The sequence below is a fragment of the Pseudomonas sp. HY2-MNA-CIBAN-0224 genome, from assembly GCF_040310285.1.
Classification (GTDB): domain Bacteria; phylum Pseudomonadota; class Gammaproteobacteria; order Pseudomonadales; family Pseudomonadaceae; genus Aquipseudomonas; species Aquipseudomonas helleri.
On sequence record NZ_JBEOPQ010000047.1, the window covers coordinates 28,811 to 46,295 of the forward strand.

The following is a 17,485-nucleotide window of genomic DNA, read 5'->3' on the forward strand; positions in this document are numbered from 1 at the left end:
GGGGTTTCAGGAGTTGTCTGAACCGATTGAGGGCGAATTGTTGCGAATAACCCCGGGATGTCACGTCGAATTGCGGGGCAAGAGGGTGTGCGGTGCAATGCCAAAAGCCTTGCGAAAGGCATGGCTGAAGTGTGAGAAATCGGAAAAACCGAAATCAAGCGCTGCTTGCGAAACGTTGCGTACCTGGCCGCACTCTAACGCGGCCCGGCTGGCGTTCAGGCGTTCTTTCCAGATCTCTGCGACCGGGGATTTCTGATGCCGGGCGAATGCGCGGGTCACTGTTCGTGTGGATACGTGGTGGGCTTGGGCGATCAATTCGATCGACAGTTCCGGCTCGGCCAAGTGCTGTTGGATGTAATTCATGATCCGACCATAAAGATCCAACTCTTGATGGGTGGTCTTGAGGTCTTGAAGCTCCAGGCTGATCACCAGCATGTCGAGTATCGTGCTGGAGTAACGGCAGGAGATGTCATCATTTTGAAACAGGGTGGGTGTGCTCGCCACCTGGCGCAACATTTCGCGCAGCGGAACTACGCCTGGGCGGCGATTATCCAGCACCATCGCAGTGAATTCCGAAATGCGTGGTAACCGCTGAGTGATCAACTGTCGAGGAATACGGATCAAGTGGTTTTCGGTACCACCCAAGCTGAAGCGAAACGACTGGGTTGCGTCATAAAGAAACAAACTGCCGGCGCCCAGGGTTGCCTTGCGTTCCCGTTGCTCAAGTTCGCCGTACCCATTTCGAGTAAAGCCCAGCCACATATCTTCTGAACCATCGTTGCGCAAATGTCGTTCGGTACGCACCCAATGGTGCAGCGGCGACGACAGTGTCGAGACCTCCAGCGGCCCAATGCCTTTGACCTCAAGCGTGCCCTCGAAACTGCTCTGCGACGAGGGTTTGCTGTCTGCCTTCAAGCAATGACGACACACCACTTCTTTCCAGTAATCAAAGCGACGAGGTTGCGAAACAGTCAGGGTGGAATATTGATTGGGTTGCGCCATGGCACTCACCTGAATTCAACAACATGAGACAGCGGGGCACTGTTACGTTGCGTAAATCATGCAATTAACATGCCACTGAAAGCGTGTGATGTTGATCACGACGGTCCCTTGATGTGGTCGAGTCTGCGGGTGGGCCGCACGTCTTGTTGATGCCAAATTCAGTCCGCGAAGTGCCCGTTTCAGGGCGCAAACACTGCGCATGCCTCTATGACGCACCAACGCGGCTCATCAGCAAATCGGGCGTTGGGTGCTGTCTTTTCCAGCCAAACGGTTGTCCTTGCCAACCAAGCGCTGTTGTCAGCGCCTGCCTAACTTTCACCTCACGACATTTATAGTCTTCGGCGCTGATGAGGCATCTCATGCACCTTCAAGAACAGCAGCAGTTGTCTGACGCGTGCTGGTTGCTGCGAACGCGCGACTTGGCACCTGAAGAGTTTGTTTATTGGCTGATCGAGTGGTGCGCTCAGGCGCTGCGGGCCCGAAAGGCTGGTGATGCACGTTGACGTGAGCGTACGCATAAACATAAAAATAATGAGGAGCCATTCATGGAATCTGCGATAGACACACACCTTAAATGCCCACGGACGCTGTCGCGCCGTGTGCCAGAAGACTACCAGCCACCTTTCCCGATGTGGGTCGGTCGCGCCGACGAACAATTGAAACAAGTGGTGATGGCTTACCTGGGCGTGCAGTTTCGTAGCGAAGCACAACGTGAACATGCCCTGCAAGCTATGCGGGACATTGTCAGCCGTTTCAGCGTGCCGGACGGGCCGCAGGCGCATGATTTGACGCACCACACAGACAGCAGTGGTTACGACAACCTGATGATCGTTGGCTACTGGAAAGACGCGGCGGCCTATTGCCGCTGGTTGCGATCACCCGACGTGAATGAGTGGTGGACGTCGCCGGAGCGGCTGAACGACGGCCTGGGTTATTTTCGAGAGATCACCGCCCCGCGTGCCGAACAATTCGAAACGTTATACGCGTTCCAGGACCAGTTACCGGGTGTTGGCGCGATCATGGATAAGACCAGTGGCGAGATCGAGGAGCACGGCTATTGGGGGTCGATGCGAGATCGCTTTCCTGTGTCGCAGACAGACTGGATGAGCGCCACGGGGGAACTGAAGGTAGTGGCCGGAGAACCGGCTAAAGGGGGGCGTGTGGTGATCCTGGGCCATGACAACATCGCGCTGATTCGCTCCGGCCAAGATTGGGCTGACGCCGAGGCTGACGAGCGCTCGCTGTACCTGAATGAAATTCTGCCGACGTTGCAGGACGGTATGGATTTCCTGCGCGACAACGGCGCGCCCTTAGGCTGCTACAGCAATCGGTTTGTGCGCAACATCGACCTCGACGGCAATTTCCTCGACATGAGCTACAACATCGGTCACTGGCGTTCGGTCGAAAAGTTAGAGCGTTGGGCGGAATCCCATCCCTCCCACCTACGTATTTTCGTCACCTTTTTTCGTGTGGCGGCGGGGCTGGTGAGGTTGCGCTTGTACCACGAGGTTTCTGTCTCGGACGCCAAGAGCCAAGTGTTCGAGTACATCAACTGTCATCCGCAGACCGGCATGTTGCGTGATGCCGTTGCCGCGCAGACCTGAGTCTCAGTACTGACCCATTCGTGCCGCAGAGCACGGGTCTTTCTTGCGCTGCGACACCTGACTCCTCTTCTTTTTTGGCCCCTATCTCTAGCGCATGGGGTTGGGCCTTTTTTTGTCTGGAATTTGATCATGAACTTGAATCGAATCGTCTTTGTTCTAGGCATGCTGCCGTTTATCAACTGCCAAGCCATCGAGGTATCACCGGGTGACTTCGAGCCGCTGCCCGCGGGTGCCAATGCTCTATTGTTTTACTACCAACATGCTGAACGCTCCGATCTTTATCAGAACGGTCATAAAGTCTCTGATAACGCCAAACTCAGCTCAGACGTGGGGATCCTGCGTTATATCCACGCGGTAGGCCTCTCGGAGAACCTCTCGTGGGAGCCGCAGCTATTGCTGCCGTTTGGCTATATGAATGCTTCAGGTGATGTCGGTGCTCTGGGTGATACACACGGCTTTGGAGATCCGATCATCGCGGCCCCCTTGAAGTGGACGTTACCCACGGCCAATAAAGACGTTTTTGCGCTGGCGCCCTATCTGTCCATCCCCATTGGTAGTTACAACAAAAATGACGCTTTGAACCTAGGCGAAAACCGCTGGCGTGCGACGTTACAAGCGGCTTACATCCACCATTTTTCAGAAAAGTGGGCGCTGGATACTGTCGCCGATGCTTCCTGGGTCTCGGCTAATAAAGACTTCGGTGCGACAAGCGCCAAGCTCGAAGAGGGGACGCGGTACGAGTATCAGGCTGCTGTTCGCTACCAATGGACGCCAAGCACCACATTTGGCGTGGGTGGCGGCTACGTCACGGGCGCTGCCACTACCGTGGATGGCGTTGACCAGCACGACGGGGTTTCAACCTCTTATGGGCGTTTTACCGTGACTCACTTCGTCGATCCGACGCTTCAGATACAGGCACAGATCGGCAAGGATATCCAAGTTGATCAAGGCTTTAAAGAAGGCGCACGACTGAATTTACGGGTCTTAAAAGTGTTCTGAGAACGCTGTCTTTTTCAGCCAAATGCGTGTCCTGATCAACCAAGCAAACGCGGCAAAAGATACCTAATTTGTTCTCCAGAGACACTCAGATTGATTTGACCCCGAAGGCTCGGAAAGCGGTTGAACACCCCCCCGAGCCCTCCCTCTGATCATCGATGAAACCAAGGAAAGACATGGCCATTATCCGACCCACACTGGATCAGCTTCAGGACATCGCAAACCAGTTGCACATAACGCTGACGCTGGAACAGGCAGCGCTTTATCTGGAACTGATGCAGACAAGTTTCGATGCGTACGATCTGGTCGACGAGTTGCCTGACTTTGTTCCGACCATTCGCTACGAGCGCAGTTCGGGCTATCGGCCCTCGAACAAAGAAAACCCGCTGAACGCCTGGTATTACAAGGCCGAGGTGACGGGGGCCCGTGAGGGCTTGCTGGCCGGAAAAACCGTGGCGCTCAAAGACAACATATCGTTGGCAGGCGTGCCGATGATGAATGGCGCAGCGCCTTTGGAAGGTTTTATTCCTGGGTTCGACGCGACCGTGGTGACGCGTTTGCTGGACGCAGGAGCGACAATCCTGGGCAAGGCTACCTGTGAGCATTACTGCTTGTCTGGCGGCAGTCACACCTCTGATCCAGCGCCCGTACATAACCCCCATCGTCACGGTTATGCCGCAGGTGGTTCTTCATCGGGCAGTGCGGCACTGGTCGCCGCGGGTGAGGTGGACATCGCCGTGGGTGGAGACCAAGGCGGGTCGATCAGAATCCCGTCATCGTTCTGCGGTACCTACGGCATGAAACCCACCCATGGTTTGGTGCCTTATACCGGCATCATGGCCATTGAAGCCACGATTGATCATGTCGGCCCCATTACCGCTAACGTGCTCGACAACGCGCTGATGCTGCAAGCCATGGCTGGCTCGGACGGACTCGACCCGCGTCAGGCTGCGCCTCAAGTCGATGACTATTGCCGCTACTTGGGGGCGGGGGTCAAGGGGCTCAGAATCGGCGTGCTGCAAGAAGGATTCGAACTTGCCAATCAGGACCCTCGCGTCGCTGAGAAAGTGCATGCCGCCATCGCCCGTCTTGAGGCATTGGGGGCTCATGTCGAGTCGGTGTCCATTCCCGAACACACCCTTGCAGGCTCGCTATGGCACCCCATCGGTTGTGAAGGGTTGACCATGCAAATGATGCACGGCAACGGATCAGGCTTTAACTGGAAGGGGCTTTACGATGTTGGCCTGCTGGACAAACAAGCCAGCTGGCGCGATCAGGCCGAGCAATTATCGGCGTCGCTGAAACTGTGCATGTTCGTCGGTCAATACGGCCTCAAACAGTACAACGGTCGTTATTACGCCAAAGCGCAAAACCTTGCCCGCTTTGCCCGTCAGGGCTATGACCAAGCGTTTCGAACCTATGACCTACTGGTCATGCCGACCACGCCAATCCTTGCGCAGCCGCACCCACCTGTAGGGTGCTCGATCACGGAGTACGTGGCTCGTGCGCTGGAGATGATCGGCAACACTGCGCCGCAAGACATCACGGGGCACCCGGCAATGTCGATCCCATGCGGTCTGATAGACGGCTTGCCGGTTGGGCTGATGCTGGTCGCTAAACACTACGCAGAAGGAACGATTTACCAAGCGGCAGCGGCGTTCGAAGCCTCTGTCGATTGGCGCACGCTTTAAGCCTTTTTACAGGCACTCCGACGTCCTGAAGACCAATAAGAAAACTTGCAGCTTCATAACCGCGCTGACTGATAAGGAGTTATCCCATGAGCACACCTGTTTCCACTGCGACATCGTCTACACCGGGTGAGAGGGCGAGGGCGTTATTTGCAGTCCTTAAGAATAAAGAGCTCATTCCTGAAGGCTATATCGAGCAGATCACTCAACTGATGGAGCACGACTGGAGCCCGGAAAACGGCGCTCGAGTGGTCGCAAAGGCTTGGGTTGATCCGCAGTTCCGGGCGCTCTTGCTCAAGGACGCAACGGCTGCGTGCGCTCAGTTCGGATACACCGGCCCGCAGGGTGAATACGTCGTCGCTCTAGAAGATACGCCGGACCTTAAGAATGTCATTGTTTGTAGCCTTTGCTCCTGCACCAACTGGCCTGTGCTGGGTCTGCCACCTGAGTGGTACAAGGGCTTTGAGTTTCGTGCGCGTCTGGTTCGGGAGGGGCGCACGGTTTTGCGTGAACTGGGGACTGAGTTACCGAGTGACGTGGTCGTTAAGGTGTGGGACACCAGCGCTGAAAGCCGTTACCTAGTGCTACCCGTAAGACCTGAAGGCTCAGAAAACATGAGTGAAGAGGCGCTTCAGAAGTTAGTGACTAAAGACGTGCTGATCGGCGTAGCCCTGCCGCGTGTTGGCTGAGAAAAACAACTCATCATCGTTCAATTCCCGGAGTTTTGATTATGGATGGCTTTCACGATCTCGGTGGTTTCCAAGGCTTTGGAAAAGTACCTCATACCATTAACAGCTTGAGCTACAAGCAAGTCTTCAAGCAGGACTGGGAGCATCTGGCCTACAGCTTGATGTTCATCGGTGCCGACCACATGAAGTTGTTCAGCGTGGATGAGGTGCGTCATGCCGTCGAACGTCTGGACGTTCGTCAACATGTCGGAACGGAGTATTACGAGCGCTACGTCATTGCGACCGCCACCTTGATGGTCGAAAAAGGCGTGATTACCCAAGGAGAGCTTGATGAAGCGTTGGGCTCTCACTTCAAGCTGGCGAACCCCGCACATGCTTCGGGCCGTACGGCGATCACCGGTCGAGCGCCTTTTGAAGTGGGTGAGCGCGTTGTCGTTCGAGATGAGTATGTGGCGGGCCACATACGCGTACCGGCTTATGTCCGGGGCAAAGAAGGCGTGATTCAACACCGCACCACGCACCTCTGGCCTTTCCCTGATGCGATTGGCCATGGTGATTTGACGGCGGCCCACCAACCTTCGTACCACGTCGAGTTCCGCGTTAAAGACCTTTGGGGTGATGCGGCAGATGACGGGTTCGTGGTGGTCGACCTGTTTGAAAGTTACCTGGGCAAGGCTGACCGCTCGCAAGTGGTGAGCGCATGATTGACGGCGCCGTGGCGGGCAGACTGCCGGTGACCGTGCTATCTGGCTTCCTCGGCGCCGGTAAAACAACACTGCTGAACCATATCTTGCGCAATCGCGAAGGTTTGAAAGTAGCGGTCATCGTCAATGACATGAGTGAGGTCAACATCGATGCCGAGCAAGTGCAGCGCGAAGTGTCGTTGCGCCGCGGTCGCGACGAGTTGATCGAGATGAGTAATGGCTGTATCTGCTGCACGCTTCGCGCTGATTTGCTGGAGCACATCAGTGAGCTTGCACGTCAGCAGCGTTTCGATTACTTGCTCATAGAATCCACCGGAATCTCCGAGCCAATGCCGGTCGCGCAGACCTTCGCCTTCCTTGACGCGGATGGCTTCAGCCTCAGCGAGTTGGCGCGGCTTGATACATTGGTGACAGTGGTCGATGGCAGCTCTTTTCAGGCGTTGCTGGGGTCGCATGAGACCGTGGCGCGCGAGGAGGATGAGGGTGTACAGCGCCCTCTGACGGACCTTCTGATTGAACAGGTGGAATACGCCAACGTTGTTCTCGTCAACAAACGCGACCTGATTGGTGAGGCTGATTACCAAGCGCTGTGTGCGATTATCGCGGGCCTTAACCCGACCGCACGAATCCTCCCGATGACTCAGGGTAATGTTGAGTTATCCAGCATCTTGGGCACCCATCTGTTTGATTTACCCAGCCTTGCGTCATCCCCCGGCTGGATGAGAAAAATGGAGGCTAGCGATACACCGGTCTCTGAGTCGGACACCTATGGTGTGACGTCGTGGGTTTACCGTGAACGAGCGCCTTTACACCCGCAGCGTTTTCTTGATTTTCTCGAGCGGCCTTGGTGCAACGGTTGGCTATTGCGCAGCAAAGGCTACTTTTGGCTCGCCAGTCGGCACTTGGAAACAGGCCTGTTGGCGCAAAGCGGCAAGCGATTTCAGTGGGATTATGTCGGCCATTGGTGGAACTTCACCGACCCGTCGCAATGGCCACAGGACAAATATCGGTTGCAAGGCATCATGGCCCAGTGGGACAGCACCGTCGGCGATTGCCGGCAGGAGTTGGTCTTTATCGGTCAGGGGCTCGATACCGACCTGTTACAGCGCGAGCTCGACGCGTGCTTGCTGAGCACCGATGAAATAGCCGCTGGACCGCTGGCCTGGTTGGCGCTGCCGGGAGCAGCGGCCTTTGACAGTGCTGCGTTGTCGACGCGAGCCATGCAGTCATTGTCGGTTGAGCCCATCTGAGCGAGGTGTTACATGCACTTTTTCAACCGAACCACCCGATGGATACTGATGCCGCTTGCTGACACGCTGGAGCAGCCTGACTGTGTAGGCGCGCCATTGTCGTCGAAAAATCCTTTGTTGCGACGCATCCTGACAGGCGCGGAGCACGTGTTACACGAGCGCAGACTGCTGAAAGAGCAAGCACAGGCGCTGACCTTGGAAGTGGCCGAGTTACGCGGACGTCTCGCAGAGCGTGACGCTGTTGTGAAACAGTGGGCGTCCCGTTGGGCGCTTATCACTCAAGGCTGCAGTGAGCTGTTTTGGGAGTTGGAACTGAGCGGCCCCCCTCCGCTTGCGCTGGAATCTGTGATGGTGTGGTCGGGGCGTGAATCACCTCAAGCCCAAAGTATTGACCGGTTCGGCCGTTGGGGCGAGCGGCTACATCCCGCTGATCGTCAACGTCATTTAGATGCCCTTGCCCAGCACTTGGCGGATCGTAGTGGGCGCACCCCCTTTGCGCTCGATGTGCGAATGAGTCTGGCACCAGACGGTCACTACCGGTGGTACAGGGTCTGCGGTGAATCGTGCCGAGACCCCCACGGCGTACCTGTGGCCATGGGCGGAAGCCTGCGGGATATTCATGAACAGCACCTGCGCGATGAAGAACTCGAACTGGCGGCGATGCGCTTCGAGATTTCTCGAGAAATGCTCCATGACGGACTGTGGGACATCGAGGTCGTTGCCGGTGACCCGGCGAACCCCAAAAATACCATCTGGTGGTCTTCGCAAATGCGCAGGCTGCTGGGGTATACCACTGCCGAGGAGTTCCCCAATACATTGGAAAGCTGGACCTCACGCTTGCATCCCGAGGACAGCACACGGGCAATTGGCGCTTTTGTCGCCCACGTCGACGACCGAAGCGGCAAAACCCCGTTTGATGTTGAGTATCGGCTTAAGCACAAGAATGGTCTTTACCGCTGGTTTCGCGGCCGGGGCCAGACCCGGCGTGCCGAGGACGGCTCTGCGCAACGCGTGGTGGGCGCCATCACCGATATTCATGCCAACCATGAAGAAAGCGTGATGCGCGACGCTCAGGAACACCAGCACCGTGTGATGCAGGAAACACTCAGCAAGCTAACCCAGATTGTCGCCACTATTCAGGGGATAGCCAGCCAGACCAACCTCTTGGCTTTAAATGCCGCGATTGAGGCAGCGCGAGCGGGCGAGGCTGGGCGGGGGTTTGCAGTGGTTGCAGATGAGGTCCGCAAACTGGCCACCCGTACCAGCAAGGCCACCCAGCAAGCTGTCGACATGATGGACGGCTAGGCACATGAAAGACAGCATCGCCATTCAACTGGTTCGTGAAGCGCTGCGTGAATGTCAGTTAGACCCTGACATGCTGCTTAGAGAGGCTGGTATTGACCCCGCCTGCCTGAGCGATGACACGGCTCGGGTATCCACCCAATCCTATGCCAACCTATGGCGCACAACGTCTTCTCGTCTTGATGATGAGTTTTTTGGCATGGACCCGCGCCCTCTGCGCCGAGGCAGCTTCGCGTTTCTATGTGAGGCGAGCATTACTCAACCCACGCTTGGCGAAGGGCTGGAAACGGCGCTGGGATTTCTCTCGTTGATGCTCCAAGGGTTTGACGCGCATTTGGTTCGCCACTCCACTCACATCGAAATAGCCCTGCGTGAGCAACACGCGGCGCCCAAGCGCGCCTTTGCCTATTTCACCTACTGGATGATCGTCCATGGCGTGGCCTGCTGGTTGGTCGGTCGTTGTATTCCGATTTTAGCGGTCGAGTCACGTTGCTCGCCGCCCGCGTTCATTGATGATTACCACGTGATGTTCACGCGTAATCTGCAATTTGAATGCCCCACGACGCGCCTGATGTTTGCAGCGCAATGCCTGGATTATCCCATTCGCAGGACCCCCAAAGAATTGCAGAGATTTCTTGCTAGGGCGCCGGCCAATATCTTGGTGAGATACCGTGCGCCAGACGGATTGGGACGGCGTATCCGCCAGGCTTTGCGCGAGTCACCGGCAGCGCAGTGGCCGCCGGTCGAAGGCGTGGCAGGACGTTTTAACACATCGGTTTCAACGTTGCGTCGGCGCTTGGCCGAGGAAGGGCAAAGCTACCAGACGCTTAAGGACGGTGTACGCAAAGAAATGGCGATCACCGCGATGAACAACCCGCGCATGACGCTTGAAGCCATCGCTGAATATTTAGGCTTTGAAGACGTCAGCTCTTTCCACAAAGCCTTTCGCAAGTGGACGGGAGAAAGCCCGGGGCACTATCGTCGTTTTAATGTGGGCTGTGGCCAAAACGATCAACGCAATTGAGTTGTTTTGCCATTGTTTGACTCAAAAAATGCATAACAATAAGCGCTCCAGACAGAGAACTGCGGCGTGGATACAAGGGTTTGTGAGCACGCGCACTACGAGGAATTGTTTGTGCTAAGTCGAGCAGACGTTCAGAACAAAGCCTTGGAGTTATTCAGGGAGCGCAGTTTTAGCCAAGTCAGCATGCGTGAGTTGGCCGCCTATATCGGAATAAGTCCGGGGGCGATTTACCACCATGTAGAGAGCAAAGAAGCGTTGCTGTTCGAGTTACTGAGCGAGCTGTATCAGGCACTGTTGTCTCAGGTTCAACTGATCAAAAAACGACGAATGACACCTGAGCAACGCTTGGCCCAATTGATCGAATGCCATCTTCATTTGCATGAAAACATGGCCGGGCATTTCAAGTTGGCGGTCATGGACGTCAATTGTCTAAGCGCGCCAATAGAGGCACGTATCGAGCGTCTGAGGTTTGCCTATGAGTCAGAGATCGTGGGCCTAGTCAGCCAGCTAAGCCAACAACCTGGCGGCCCCTTACGCGAAGGGGCACTTGCGGCCATTTTGCCTCTGCTCAACAGCCTGCCGACATGGTTGAGCCCCACGATGGATAAAGCCCAGCGTCAGCTTATTACTAAGACCATAGCCGATGCGGTGGTGCGGGCAATAAGGTTTCTGCCTTGAGCGGGTGAGGGGGCCTGCTTTTTTGCCTGTACCACGCGCGTGCTGCTTTAGTGCGTCGTCAAACCATCCAGCGATTTGTCCACATACGCCTTGGCCAGCTCCACCAGGTGCATGCAGGACAACACCAAACTGCGCGAATGCCCGCTCAAGCCATTCCCCGCCTCACTCGCCGAAGCACCCGCGCAGCGCAACAAGTCTGACGCTTGGGCCAAAGCCGCTTCTACATTGACGTTGTCGGGTATGGCATACGTGGCCTGATCCACGTGCCGTGGAGGCTTATGGTCGTGCAGGTAGTAATTGAGGGCGCGCTCGGTGGCCGCGCGGTCTAACGACAGTGCATCGCACTGAGCAGCAGTTTGCAGGGGTAGGGCGGGTGGATCGGGAACCAGCTTTTTCATTGTTACAACTCCTAGGGTGTTTAAGGAGCTGTCACTTGTCGCGACTAAACGAATGGGTGGCAGCCATGCGCAGGTTAGTCGACCGGTCACCTAGGAACCCGGCGCGCCACATGGGCGCCCTGCGCACGGCCACCATAAAACGCAGGCCAAGAAAAAGCGCCTCGCGGAGGTGGCGCCTTGCGCCTAGGGAACACGGGCGACTAAACCCGACCGCTGTTTTGCAGCGATGGGCCGAGACTATTCCCCGAAATGATCAGGCACAAGCGAACGGAAGTTTCTAGGATGTTTCAGCGGATTGAAAGGGAAGCGTCGTACGAAATGGCTGATTTTTAAAGCTTAACCAGCCCTCTGTAGCCGCTGCCGCAGGCTGCGATAAGGGCCGCAGGACCTTCAAAAGCGGGGTCGCTGCGCAACCCATCGCAGCCTTCGTTCCTCGTCAGCGACTACAGGCTATTTATCGACAGGCACAAAAAAGCCCGCACTAGGCGGGCTTTCTCGTTGGTTTCATTTCATCTTGCGATGTGGTGAAACCGGTGTTTGGTGGTACACAGTCATTTGAACTGGTGTTCCAAGTGGCTGTAATTAAAGGGGTTGTATGCATTGTTGTCAGTTAGGGATACATATGGGGATACAGGGTGGTCTTTACTGCCCATACCCCCCCCCTCCCATTTTTCCCGACTTTGCGCAGAGAGGGGGGCGAGCGGTCTAGAGCTGACCACCTAAAAACCTTAGACTCCCCCCTGCCTTTTCGGTGAGAGTTCTCCTGCTTTCCGATACCCCGATTTTTTGGTGTTCCGCGTGTTCGCGGTGTTCCTTTCGCGCTGAAGGCCAACAAAATCAAGGGTTTGAGGGATGGAACACGTTCCTCGCAATAAAGAACACACCTGTTATCTAACAGATGCCGGTGTTCTAAACAGGCATTAAAAAGCCCGCTGCATGAGCGGGCTCCAACACGGTTAGCTATGCCTGTCAGGGTACAGTCGCACCAAGCTCACCATTCACATCGACGATCAACACTGCACCTGGGGCGAACACCGCAAGACCGGCGCGCAGTTCACCGAGCAAGGTGACCATGTTGGTCGTGAAGTTCTGCCCGTCCTCACGGCTTGCCAACAGGGAAGGCTGCTCGCGATCGAGGATGGCAGCTTGAGCCGGGTCCATCACGATGGAGATGTTACGAGCAAGGCTTGGGGTCAGCACCACCGGTACGTTCCACAACGTCAATGGCGAAGGGTCTCGAGGGCTACCCAATACGTATTGACCGTCTGCGCCCTTCTGAGACGCAATGATCTGCCAATCAACAGGGTTCATGATGATCAGCCCAGGCTTCCAACCATTTGCCTGAAGATTGACCACCGCAGCGCCAATGCGATCAGTGGGAGTGAGCGTGGCGGGGTCGGCTACACCGCTCGGTACGAAATCCATACCCAGCTCTACCAACCCTTTGATTTTACCTTTCCCACCAGCCCCGGCGACGATCTCGCTTTCTAGCTTGGCGAGAACGCCATACTCCAAGAGATTCATCAGCTTTTGGCCGAGCGCAGGAGCATCGGAGAGTACCTGAACCGATGCCTTCGTCCAGTGAGCTACCGTAGCGATGTTTGCAGTCTCTGGAGTCATTTCAAAGCTGGATTCAGATTTTTGTTGACCTTCCTCAGTCTGGAACGCTGCTGTGTTGACGTAGTTTTGCAACTGCATGTATTCGAAAGAGCTTGAGTCAACTGGCAGAGACGGAATCACATCCAACAGCGTGAGCGGGCGACGAGGGTCGTTGTAGATGCCCTCAGCTCTTTGAGGCTGAACGTCGAATCCAGTAGTGCCTGCGACACCTTGCCCGGAGTTGGTAAGCGCTTTGAGCGTAATGCCCTCAATCTGTACCCGGCCAGTAGAAGTGGCACCATTAGCCAAGGATTTAAATTGCTCACTATGTGAGAACTCGCCAATCAGTCCTTTTGTGTCACTGCGTTCCATACTGCCTCGCTTGATGATGCTGCCAGTTGCATCGATAATGTCGCCAGTTTTCATGTCTTGAAAAGTACCGGCCTTAAGTCCACCGCCAACAACGTCAACATAAGACAGGTTTTTTCGAATACCCAATTTTTTATCAACTTCAGCACTTAGGTCACTGACCTGGTTTTTTACAGTCGCAATATCCGATTGAATTCCGGCGCGAAAGCCTTCCATAGCGTTGGCGTGTTCTTCAAGAGCTTTTAATACGATCTCATTGCTCATCTTAATTTGTCCTCAATGTTTTAGTGATTTCTTCAAGTCTGCTTGCAATTAATGCAAGTTCTTGGCTGTTATCACTCTGTTCATCTCGGACAAGAGCAGACCAGCCGCCCGACATAAGCCTTTTGGCTTCGCGGGATGAAAGCCCAAGTGCGTCGCGCACTTGCCTTTCGAATTCTCTGGGGTTGTTTGGGTTAAAGGATTTAACCTCAGTAATAATGGCATGTTTGTTGGCTGGTAAGGATACCAAGCTAACTTCTAATAGATCTATTTCTTTTACCAGACTCAGACCTGCGCCTAGCGGCTTGGCATCCAGCATGAAAAAACCAATGCTCATTGCTAGAGCACCATCTTTCATAAGCGCATAACTCTCTTTTGCAAGCGCAACATCAAGTGTTAGCTTGCCGGAAACAAGCAGTCCTCGGCTATCCTCAACCATAGACATCCAGACGCCTACAGGTTGATTTCTATTATGCTGCCACAACATTGCAGGCTTTGTCCCTTCAGCAGAGTGGCGTGAAAGGCTTTTTTTGAAGGCCCCAGGCTCAATAACATGCCCCTGGGAATCAGGATCGCCACCAAAAGTTGAGGCATATCCTGAGAACTCACCGGTGCGGGTTTGATTGGCGTCTAAGAGCTTAAGATGAAGTGGTGCAGAGTGGAATGTGTGCATATAAAAGTCCATAAGTGACAAATATGATATTTGCCGCTCAGGGTCGCATCACGCGCAACTGTAACGGGTGTAAAGCGCGTCACACGCTTTACACTGTCATTATCTTACGGTGCGCCGAAAATGCAAGCGGCAATTATGGGGTTTAAGCCGAGATAGATTGTCGGGCTGAATCCAGGTCAAGTAGCGCCGAAGCATTAACTATATATGCTCTTGTCTTGGGCATTCCCGGTAGTGAAATTGACTGTGAAGCCTTTCCATCGCCTGCTGGTTCAAGGATGCCTCGTTTTATCAACTCTTTATTTACGGCAACTACGTTCATTCCTTTGAACACGTCGTCTCGCCAAGTTGTAGCTAGGAAGTAGTATGTAACGGACGTATAGGTTTCATCACCCAGGCCATGTTCAATCGTTCTCCTGAAACCCAGGCGATCAGTAGTTCGTGGGGCGTGATCGTCTGTTTTGGCCGCAATGGCGTCCCATCTAGTGAATCGGCTTTCCCCATACCGCTCGATTACGCCCCTCAACCGCGAAATGATGGCGTCACCTTCCATGTTTCCAGCTCCACCACGCTCGCCGAGCCAGGCTGCCAAGCAGACCTCCGCTGCTTTAGTGGCCGTTCCGTCCGGCCACCCAGTGACTCCAAGTGCGGTTGCAAGCTCACCGGCTGCTGCCGCTAAGCCAAATCTGCCAGCGGCACGCTGTGCTTGCCCGCTGGCGTTGGGCGGCAATGACTCAGTGACAAAGCGTTCCACAGTCCGTCGCATAAGGATGCGATAACCTTCGATTTGACCGGGCGCGCAGAGGTTGTTCAGGAACTCCAACAGTGGGGCGCCGTAGTACTTTCCTGCCCGCGCTTTCAACGCATCAGAGAGCGCCGCAGCATCTGCGAAGCCATGGAGCGCCTCAAACATACCCATCCCTTTCCCTGCGTCAGCGGGCACAGCAAGTAGACGAACTTCCATGCCCGCTTTCAGTTCCTTATGAGCCTCAGACATGTGCTGAGCCAGTGTTTTTTCACCGGTAGAGAGAAATAGCAGCCTCCACTCTTGAACCTGTCTCCCCACCAGCCCGCGATCGTTAGCGCGCGCTTTCCCGGCCCCATTACCTAGCATATAGACCGTTTCCCCGATAATGCGGGGGTCGCACATTCCGATCTCATCCAAAACTAACAAACCGTCTGAGTGCGCCGCCGCTATCGATTCCAAGGCGTTATCAGTTGACCGCCAGGAACGCACCAATCGTTGGCCGCCGTAAACTGAGGCTGCTACCTGCAGGTGCGTAGTCTTCCCACCCGAGCTATCACCGTACAGATGGAATCCCCCCGACTCCTGTCCCAGCAGATGCAGCAGCGGGCCTGCGAACGCAACACATACGACAAAGGCCAGGCGGTGGTTATCGACGCACAGCGCACCGATGTTGCGTTGCCATTGATCGAGTGAGCCGGATCGGCTGATCGGCGGAAGTTGAGCCCCTGCATCGTAAAAATGCAGCCGCTCCGGGCCTACCCCTATCTGCTGATCCGGCAGCAAATAAGCATTGCCTTGCCAGCCAAGCCTAGTCACCAACCGAGCTCGATCTTTACTGTCATAGCCTTGCAGGTAGCTCTGGAGGTCATTGCGTGAATTCCGAGCTGCGCGGGCACCTGCGAGCCGAAGCCCCATATCGACAAGCGGCCCCAGCACTTCTTTGCCAAAGTCACCAGCCATGCTGCGAGCTGGGATGTTCCACCGCTTTCGGTCACCGTCAGGGTCATCGAACTCCACCAGCAAACCCCAGTTGTGGCCTTTTTCGTCCCGTGTACGCGCAAGAATTTCAAGCCGCGAGCATACTGGCCTCGCCTCGCCATCCTCACTCGAGTAGAACACGCCATCCGCGGTGACACGAAAGCCGGTTGAGTGGGACGAATCCGGTTTTTGCTTGGCGTGGCCAACCTCTTTTTTGGCGGGGCTCAAGCCTGCAATCAGCGCATCAAGTCGCTCGCTGGTCCATCCAGAGGACTCAAAATCCGCCGCATCGTCCCCTTCGGAAAGCTGATCGCTTAGTGCGGCTATCGGAACGCTCCGTATTGACCCTGCGCCGATTTTGAGCAGGTGTTTTTCGATCTCCACCATGCAATGCAAGCCCGGACTATCGTTGTCTGGCCAGAGCAATACATCACGGCCTACCAAGGGAAGGAAATCCGCTTTTTGCCAAGAGTTCGTGCCGTTGAGCCAGCACGTAGAGACGTAGCCAGGCAGCAGCTTTCCGGCAGCATCGGCGGCTTTTTCACCCTCACATAAAACGACAGGATCAGCAGGACGTTTCGACAACTCATCTAGACGCAAAAGTGGCCGAGGTGCATTCAGACCTTGCCACCGCCACTGACTGGATCCGCGGGCATCTTTGCACCATGTCAGCGGCGCGAACACCTTGCGTGTTGTACCTCTGTCATCTAGGCCCAGGTCAAAGCGGTAGAGGGCCATCAGTGGCTGGCTGGAGGCGTCCCGATAGATCCATACCCTCGATGGCGCCCCGTGCTGGCGATGCTTAGCCGGAATCTTACGCATGGCGCTGTCTGGGATTGGAAGTATGGGCACCCACGCGGCTGTTTTGCTGAGAGGCGATTTTTCATTGTTTGAGGTGCCGACGGTTACGCCTAGAAAGTCAGCGAGCTTGTTGCATGCCTCAACGTCTGTACCGCCATCTAGATAACGCACTAGGTCAATCAGGTCTCCACCCTTATCTCCGGTTGCGAAGTCCGACCAGGTGCCTTTGCTCAGGTTCACCTTGAACGATCCGGCGTGTTTGTCTGTGCGGGTTGGGTTTGGGGCGGTGTATTCCTTGCCGCCGCCTTCGCGTTTTCCGTTGGGTAGCCAGTGAGTCAGTACGCGTTCAATGTCCTTCAGGGAGGCAGCTTTCACATCAGCGAAGCTGGGCCGTCTTTGAGAGCGGGTCATGCTTTATCATCCGCGCGAAAAATTCCGTTAGCGGCATCATCAATAATAGCTTTCGCCATTTCCCCTAAGTAATGAGCTGCCCAAATTACACTGCCAGAGTCATCTCCTGCGCCGCCAAGCAGGGTGAGGTAGTTGACGCAGCTCATCAAGCATGAAGCATGCTCCAAGGCATCAATTACAGGTACGTCAGGATTTACTTTGAATAAGTGAATACCATCCACAGGCGAGAAGTTCACTGTGGTGGTCTAATTTCCCCGGACACCTCGATAGGTGGAAAATACATCTATCGAGGAACTCTCCATGACTAAAAAAC

16 protein-coding genes are annotated in these 17,485 nt (G+C 55.2%); 10 read left to right on the forward strand and 6 right to left on the reverse strand.

The genetic code is table 11. The annotated features are described in order from the left end of the window. Positions 1-60: 60 nt before the first annotated feature. Entirely contained in the window at positions 61-1,002 is a 942-nt protein-coding gene (locus tag AAEZ03_RS18870; protein ID WP_350580667.1) for an AraC-like ligand-binding domain-containing protein, read from the reverse strand. A 359-nt stretch (positions 1,003-1,361) separates the two neighbouring features. Between AAEZ03_RS18870 and AAEZ03_RS18875 the strand changes: the two genes are divergently transcribed. The 10 genes from AAEZ03_RS18875 (at position 1,362) to AAEZ03_RS18920 (ending at position 10,937) form a co-directional block, all read left to right on the forward strand. Continuing rightward, positions 1,362-1,505 carry a hypothetical protein gene (locus AAEZ03_RS18875; RefSeq protein ID WP_350580669.1) on the forward strand — a complete coding sequence of 48 codons (144 nt, stop codon included), beginning with the start codon at positions 1,362-1,364 and terminating at the stop codon, positions 1,503-1,505. Positions 1,506-1,547: 42 nt separating this feature from the next. Next, positions 1,548-2,606 (forward strand): aliphatic aldoxime dehydratase, encoded by a 1,059-nt coding sequence (gene oxdA / locus AAEZ03_RS18880; RefSeq protein ID WP_350580672.1) that lies wholly within the window; start codon positions 1,548-1,550, stop codon positions 2,604-2,606. Positions 2,607-2,735: 129 nt separating this feature from the next. After that, positions 2,736-3,605 carry a transporter gene (locus AAEZ03_RS18885; protein ID WP_350580675.1) on the forward strand — a complete coding sequence of 290 codons (870 nt, stop codon included), beginning with the start codon at positions 2,736-2,738 and terminating at the stop codon, positions 3,603-3,605. Positions 3,606-3,778: 173 nt separating this feature from the next. After that, positions 3,779-5,293, forward strand: a complete 1,515-nt coding sequence (locus tag AAEZ03_RS18890; RefSeq protein WP_350580678.1) for an amidase — start codon at positions 3,779-3,781, stop codon at positions 5,291-5,293. A gap of 86 nt (positions 5,294-5,379) precedes the next feature. Next, positions 5,380-5,979 carry a nitrile hydratase subunit alpha gene (nthA, locus tag AAEZ03_RS18895; RefSeq protein ID WP_350580681.1) on the forward strand — a complete coding sequence of 200 codons (600 nt, stop codon included), beginning with the start codon at positions 5,380-5,382 and terminating at the stop codon, positions 5,977-5,979. A 41-nt stretch (positions 5,980-6,020) separates the two neighbouring features. Continuing rightward, positions 6,021-6,683 (forward strand): nitrile hydratase subunit beta, encoded by a 663-nt coding sequence (nthB, locus tag AAEZ03_RS18900; protein ID WP_350580684.1) that lies wholly within the window; start codon positions 6,021-6,023, stop codon positions 6,681-6,683. Next, positions 6,680-7,933 carry a GTP-binding protein gene (locus tag AAEZ03_RS18905; protein WP_350580687.1) on the forward strand — a complete coding sequence of 418 codons (1,254 nt, stop codon included), beginning with the start codon at positions 6,680-6,682 and terminating at the stop codon, positions 7,931-7,933. Before nthB ends, AAEZ03_RS18905 begins: the two co-directional genes overlap by 4 nt. Before the next feature lie 12 nt (positions 7,934-7,945). Then, complete coding sequence (locus AAEZ03_RS18910; protein ID WP_350580690.1) at positions 7,946-9,238, forward strand: methyl-accepting chemotaxis protein; 1,293 nt, start codon at positions 7,946-7,948, stop codon at positions 9,236-9,238. A gap of 4 nt (positions 9,239-9,242) precedes the next feature. Beyond that, positions 9,243-10,259, forward strand: a complete 1,017-nt coding sequence (locus AAEZ03_RS18915; protein WP_350580692.1) for an AraC family transcriptional regulator — start codon at positions 9,243-9,245, stop codon at positions 10,257-10,259. A gap of 111 nt (positions 10,260-10,370) precedes the next feature. After that, on the forward strand, positions 10,371-10,937 hold the full coding sequence (locus AAEZ03_RS18920) for a TetR/AcrR family transcriptional regulator (protein WP_350580695.1): 567 nt from the start codon (positions 10,371-10,373) through the stop codon (positions 10,935-10,937). A 47-nt stretch (positions 10,938-10,984) separates the two neighbouring features. On the opposite strand, the gene AAEZ03_RS18925 is transcribed toward AAEZ03_RS18920, so the two are convergent. The 5 genes from AAEZ03_RS18925 to AAEZ03_RS18945 all read right to left on the reverse strand — a co-directional run bounded on the left by AAEZ03_RS18925 (position 10,985) and on the right by AAEZ03_RS18945 (position 17,408). Further along, the gene (locus tag AAEZ03_RS18925) at positions 10,985-11,335 is read right to left on the reverse strand and encodes a DUF6124 family protein (RefSeq protein ID WP_350580698.1); all 351 of its coding nucleotides are present in this window, start codon (positions 11,333-11,335) and stop codon (positions 10,985-10,987) included. Positions 11,336-12,304: 969 nt separating this feature from the next. Beyond that, positions 12,305-13,567, reverse strand: coding sequence for a phage major capsid protein (locus AAEZ03_RS18930; RefSeq protein ID WP_350580700.1), 1,263 nt, complete (start codon positions 13,565-13,567; stop codon positions 12,305-12,307). Between the two features lies 1 nt (position 13,568). Then, positions 13,569-14,237, reverse strand: coding sequence for an HK97 family phage prohead protease (locus AAEZ03_RS18935; RefSeq protein ID WP_350580703.1), 669 nt, complete (start codon positions 14,235-14,237; stop codon positions 13,569-13,571). 142 nt (positions 14,238-14,379) lie between these two features. After that, positions 14,380-17,172 carry a DUF927 domain-containing protein gene (locus tag AAEZ03_RS18940; protein ID WP_350580706.1) on the reverse strand — a complete coding sequence of 931 codons (2,793 nt, stop codon included), beginning with the start codon at positions 17,170-17,172 and terminating at the stop codon, positions 14,380-14,382. Further along, entirely contained in the window at positions 17,169-17,408 is a 240-nt protein-coding gene (locus AAEZ03_RS18945; protein ID WP_350580709.1) for a DUF3077 domain-containing protein, read from the reverse strand. The genes AAEZ03_RS18940 and AAEZ03_RS18945 overlap by 4 nt, the downstream gene beginning before the upstream one ends. Positions 17,409-17,485: the final 77 nt, after the last annotated feature.

What these genes read in the sequence shown, in the direction of transcription:
- AAEZ03_RS18870 (WP_350580667.1), bottom strand. Translation starts at nt 1,002, where the DNA reads ATGGCGCAACCCAATCAATATTCCACCCTGACTGTTTCGCAACCTCGT.
- AAEZ03_RS18875 (WP_350580669.1), top strand. Translation starts at nt 1,362, where the DNA reads ATGCACCTTCAAGAACAGCAGCAGTTGTCTGACGCGTGCTGGTTGCTG.
- oxdA (WP_350580672.1), top strand. Translation starts at nt 1,548, where the DNA reads ATGGAATCTGCGATAGACACACACCTTAAATGCCCACGGACGCTGTCG.
- AAEZ03_RS18885 (WP_350580675.1), top strand. Translation starts at nt 2,736, where the DNA reads ATGAACTTGAATCGAATCGTCTTTGTTCTAGGCATGCTGCCGTTTATC.
- AAEZ03_RS18890 (WP_350580678.1), top strand. Translation starts at nt 3,779, where the DNA reads ATGGCCATTATCCGACCCACACTGGATCAGCTTCAGGACATCGCAAAC.
- nthA (WP_350580681.1), top strand. Translation starts at nt 5,380, where the DNA reads ATGAGCACACCTGTTTCCACTGCGACATCGTCTACACCGGGTGAGAGG.
- nthB (WP_350580684.1), top strand. Translation starts at nt 6,021, where the DNA reads ATGGATGGCTTTCACGATCTCGGTGGTTTCCAAGGCTTTGGAAAAGTA.
- AAEZ03_RS18905 (WP_350580687.1), top strand. Translation starts at nt 6,680, where the DNA reads ATGATTGACGGCGCCGTGGCGGGCAGACTGCCGGTGACCGTGCTATCT.
- AAEZ03_RS18910 (WP_350580690.1), top strand. Translation starts at nt 7,946, where the DNA reads ATGCACTTTTTCAACCGAACCACCCGATGGATACTGATGCCGCTTGCT.
- AAEZ03_RS18915 (WP_350580692.1), top strand. Translation starts at nt 9,243, where the DNA reads ATGAAAGACAGCATCGCCATTCAACTGGTTCGTGAAGCGCTGCGTGAA.
- AAEZ03_RS18925 (WP_350580698.1), bottom strand. Translation starts at nt 11,335, where the DNA reads ATGAAAAAGCTGGTTCCCGATCCACCCGCCCTACCCCTGCAAACTGCT.
- AAEZ03_RS18930 (WP_350580700.1), bottom strand. Translation starts at nt 13,567, where the DNA reads ATGAGCAATGAGATCGTATTAAAAGCTCTTGAAGAACACGCCAACGCT.
- AAEZ03_RS18935 (WP_350580703.1), bottom strand. Translation starts at nt 14,237, where the DNA reads ATGCACACATTCCACTCTGCACCACTTCATCTTAAGCTCTTAGACGCC.
- AAEZ03_RS18940 (WP_350580706.1), bottom strand. Translation starts at nt 17,172, where the DNA reads ATGACCCGCTCTCAAAGACGGCCCAGCTTCGCTGATGTGAAAGCTGCC.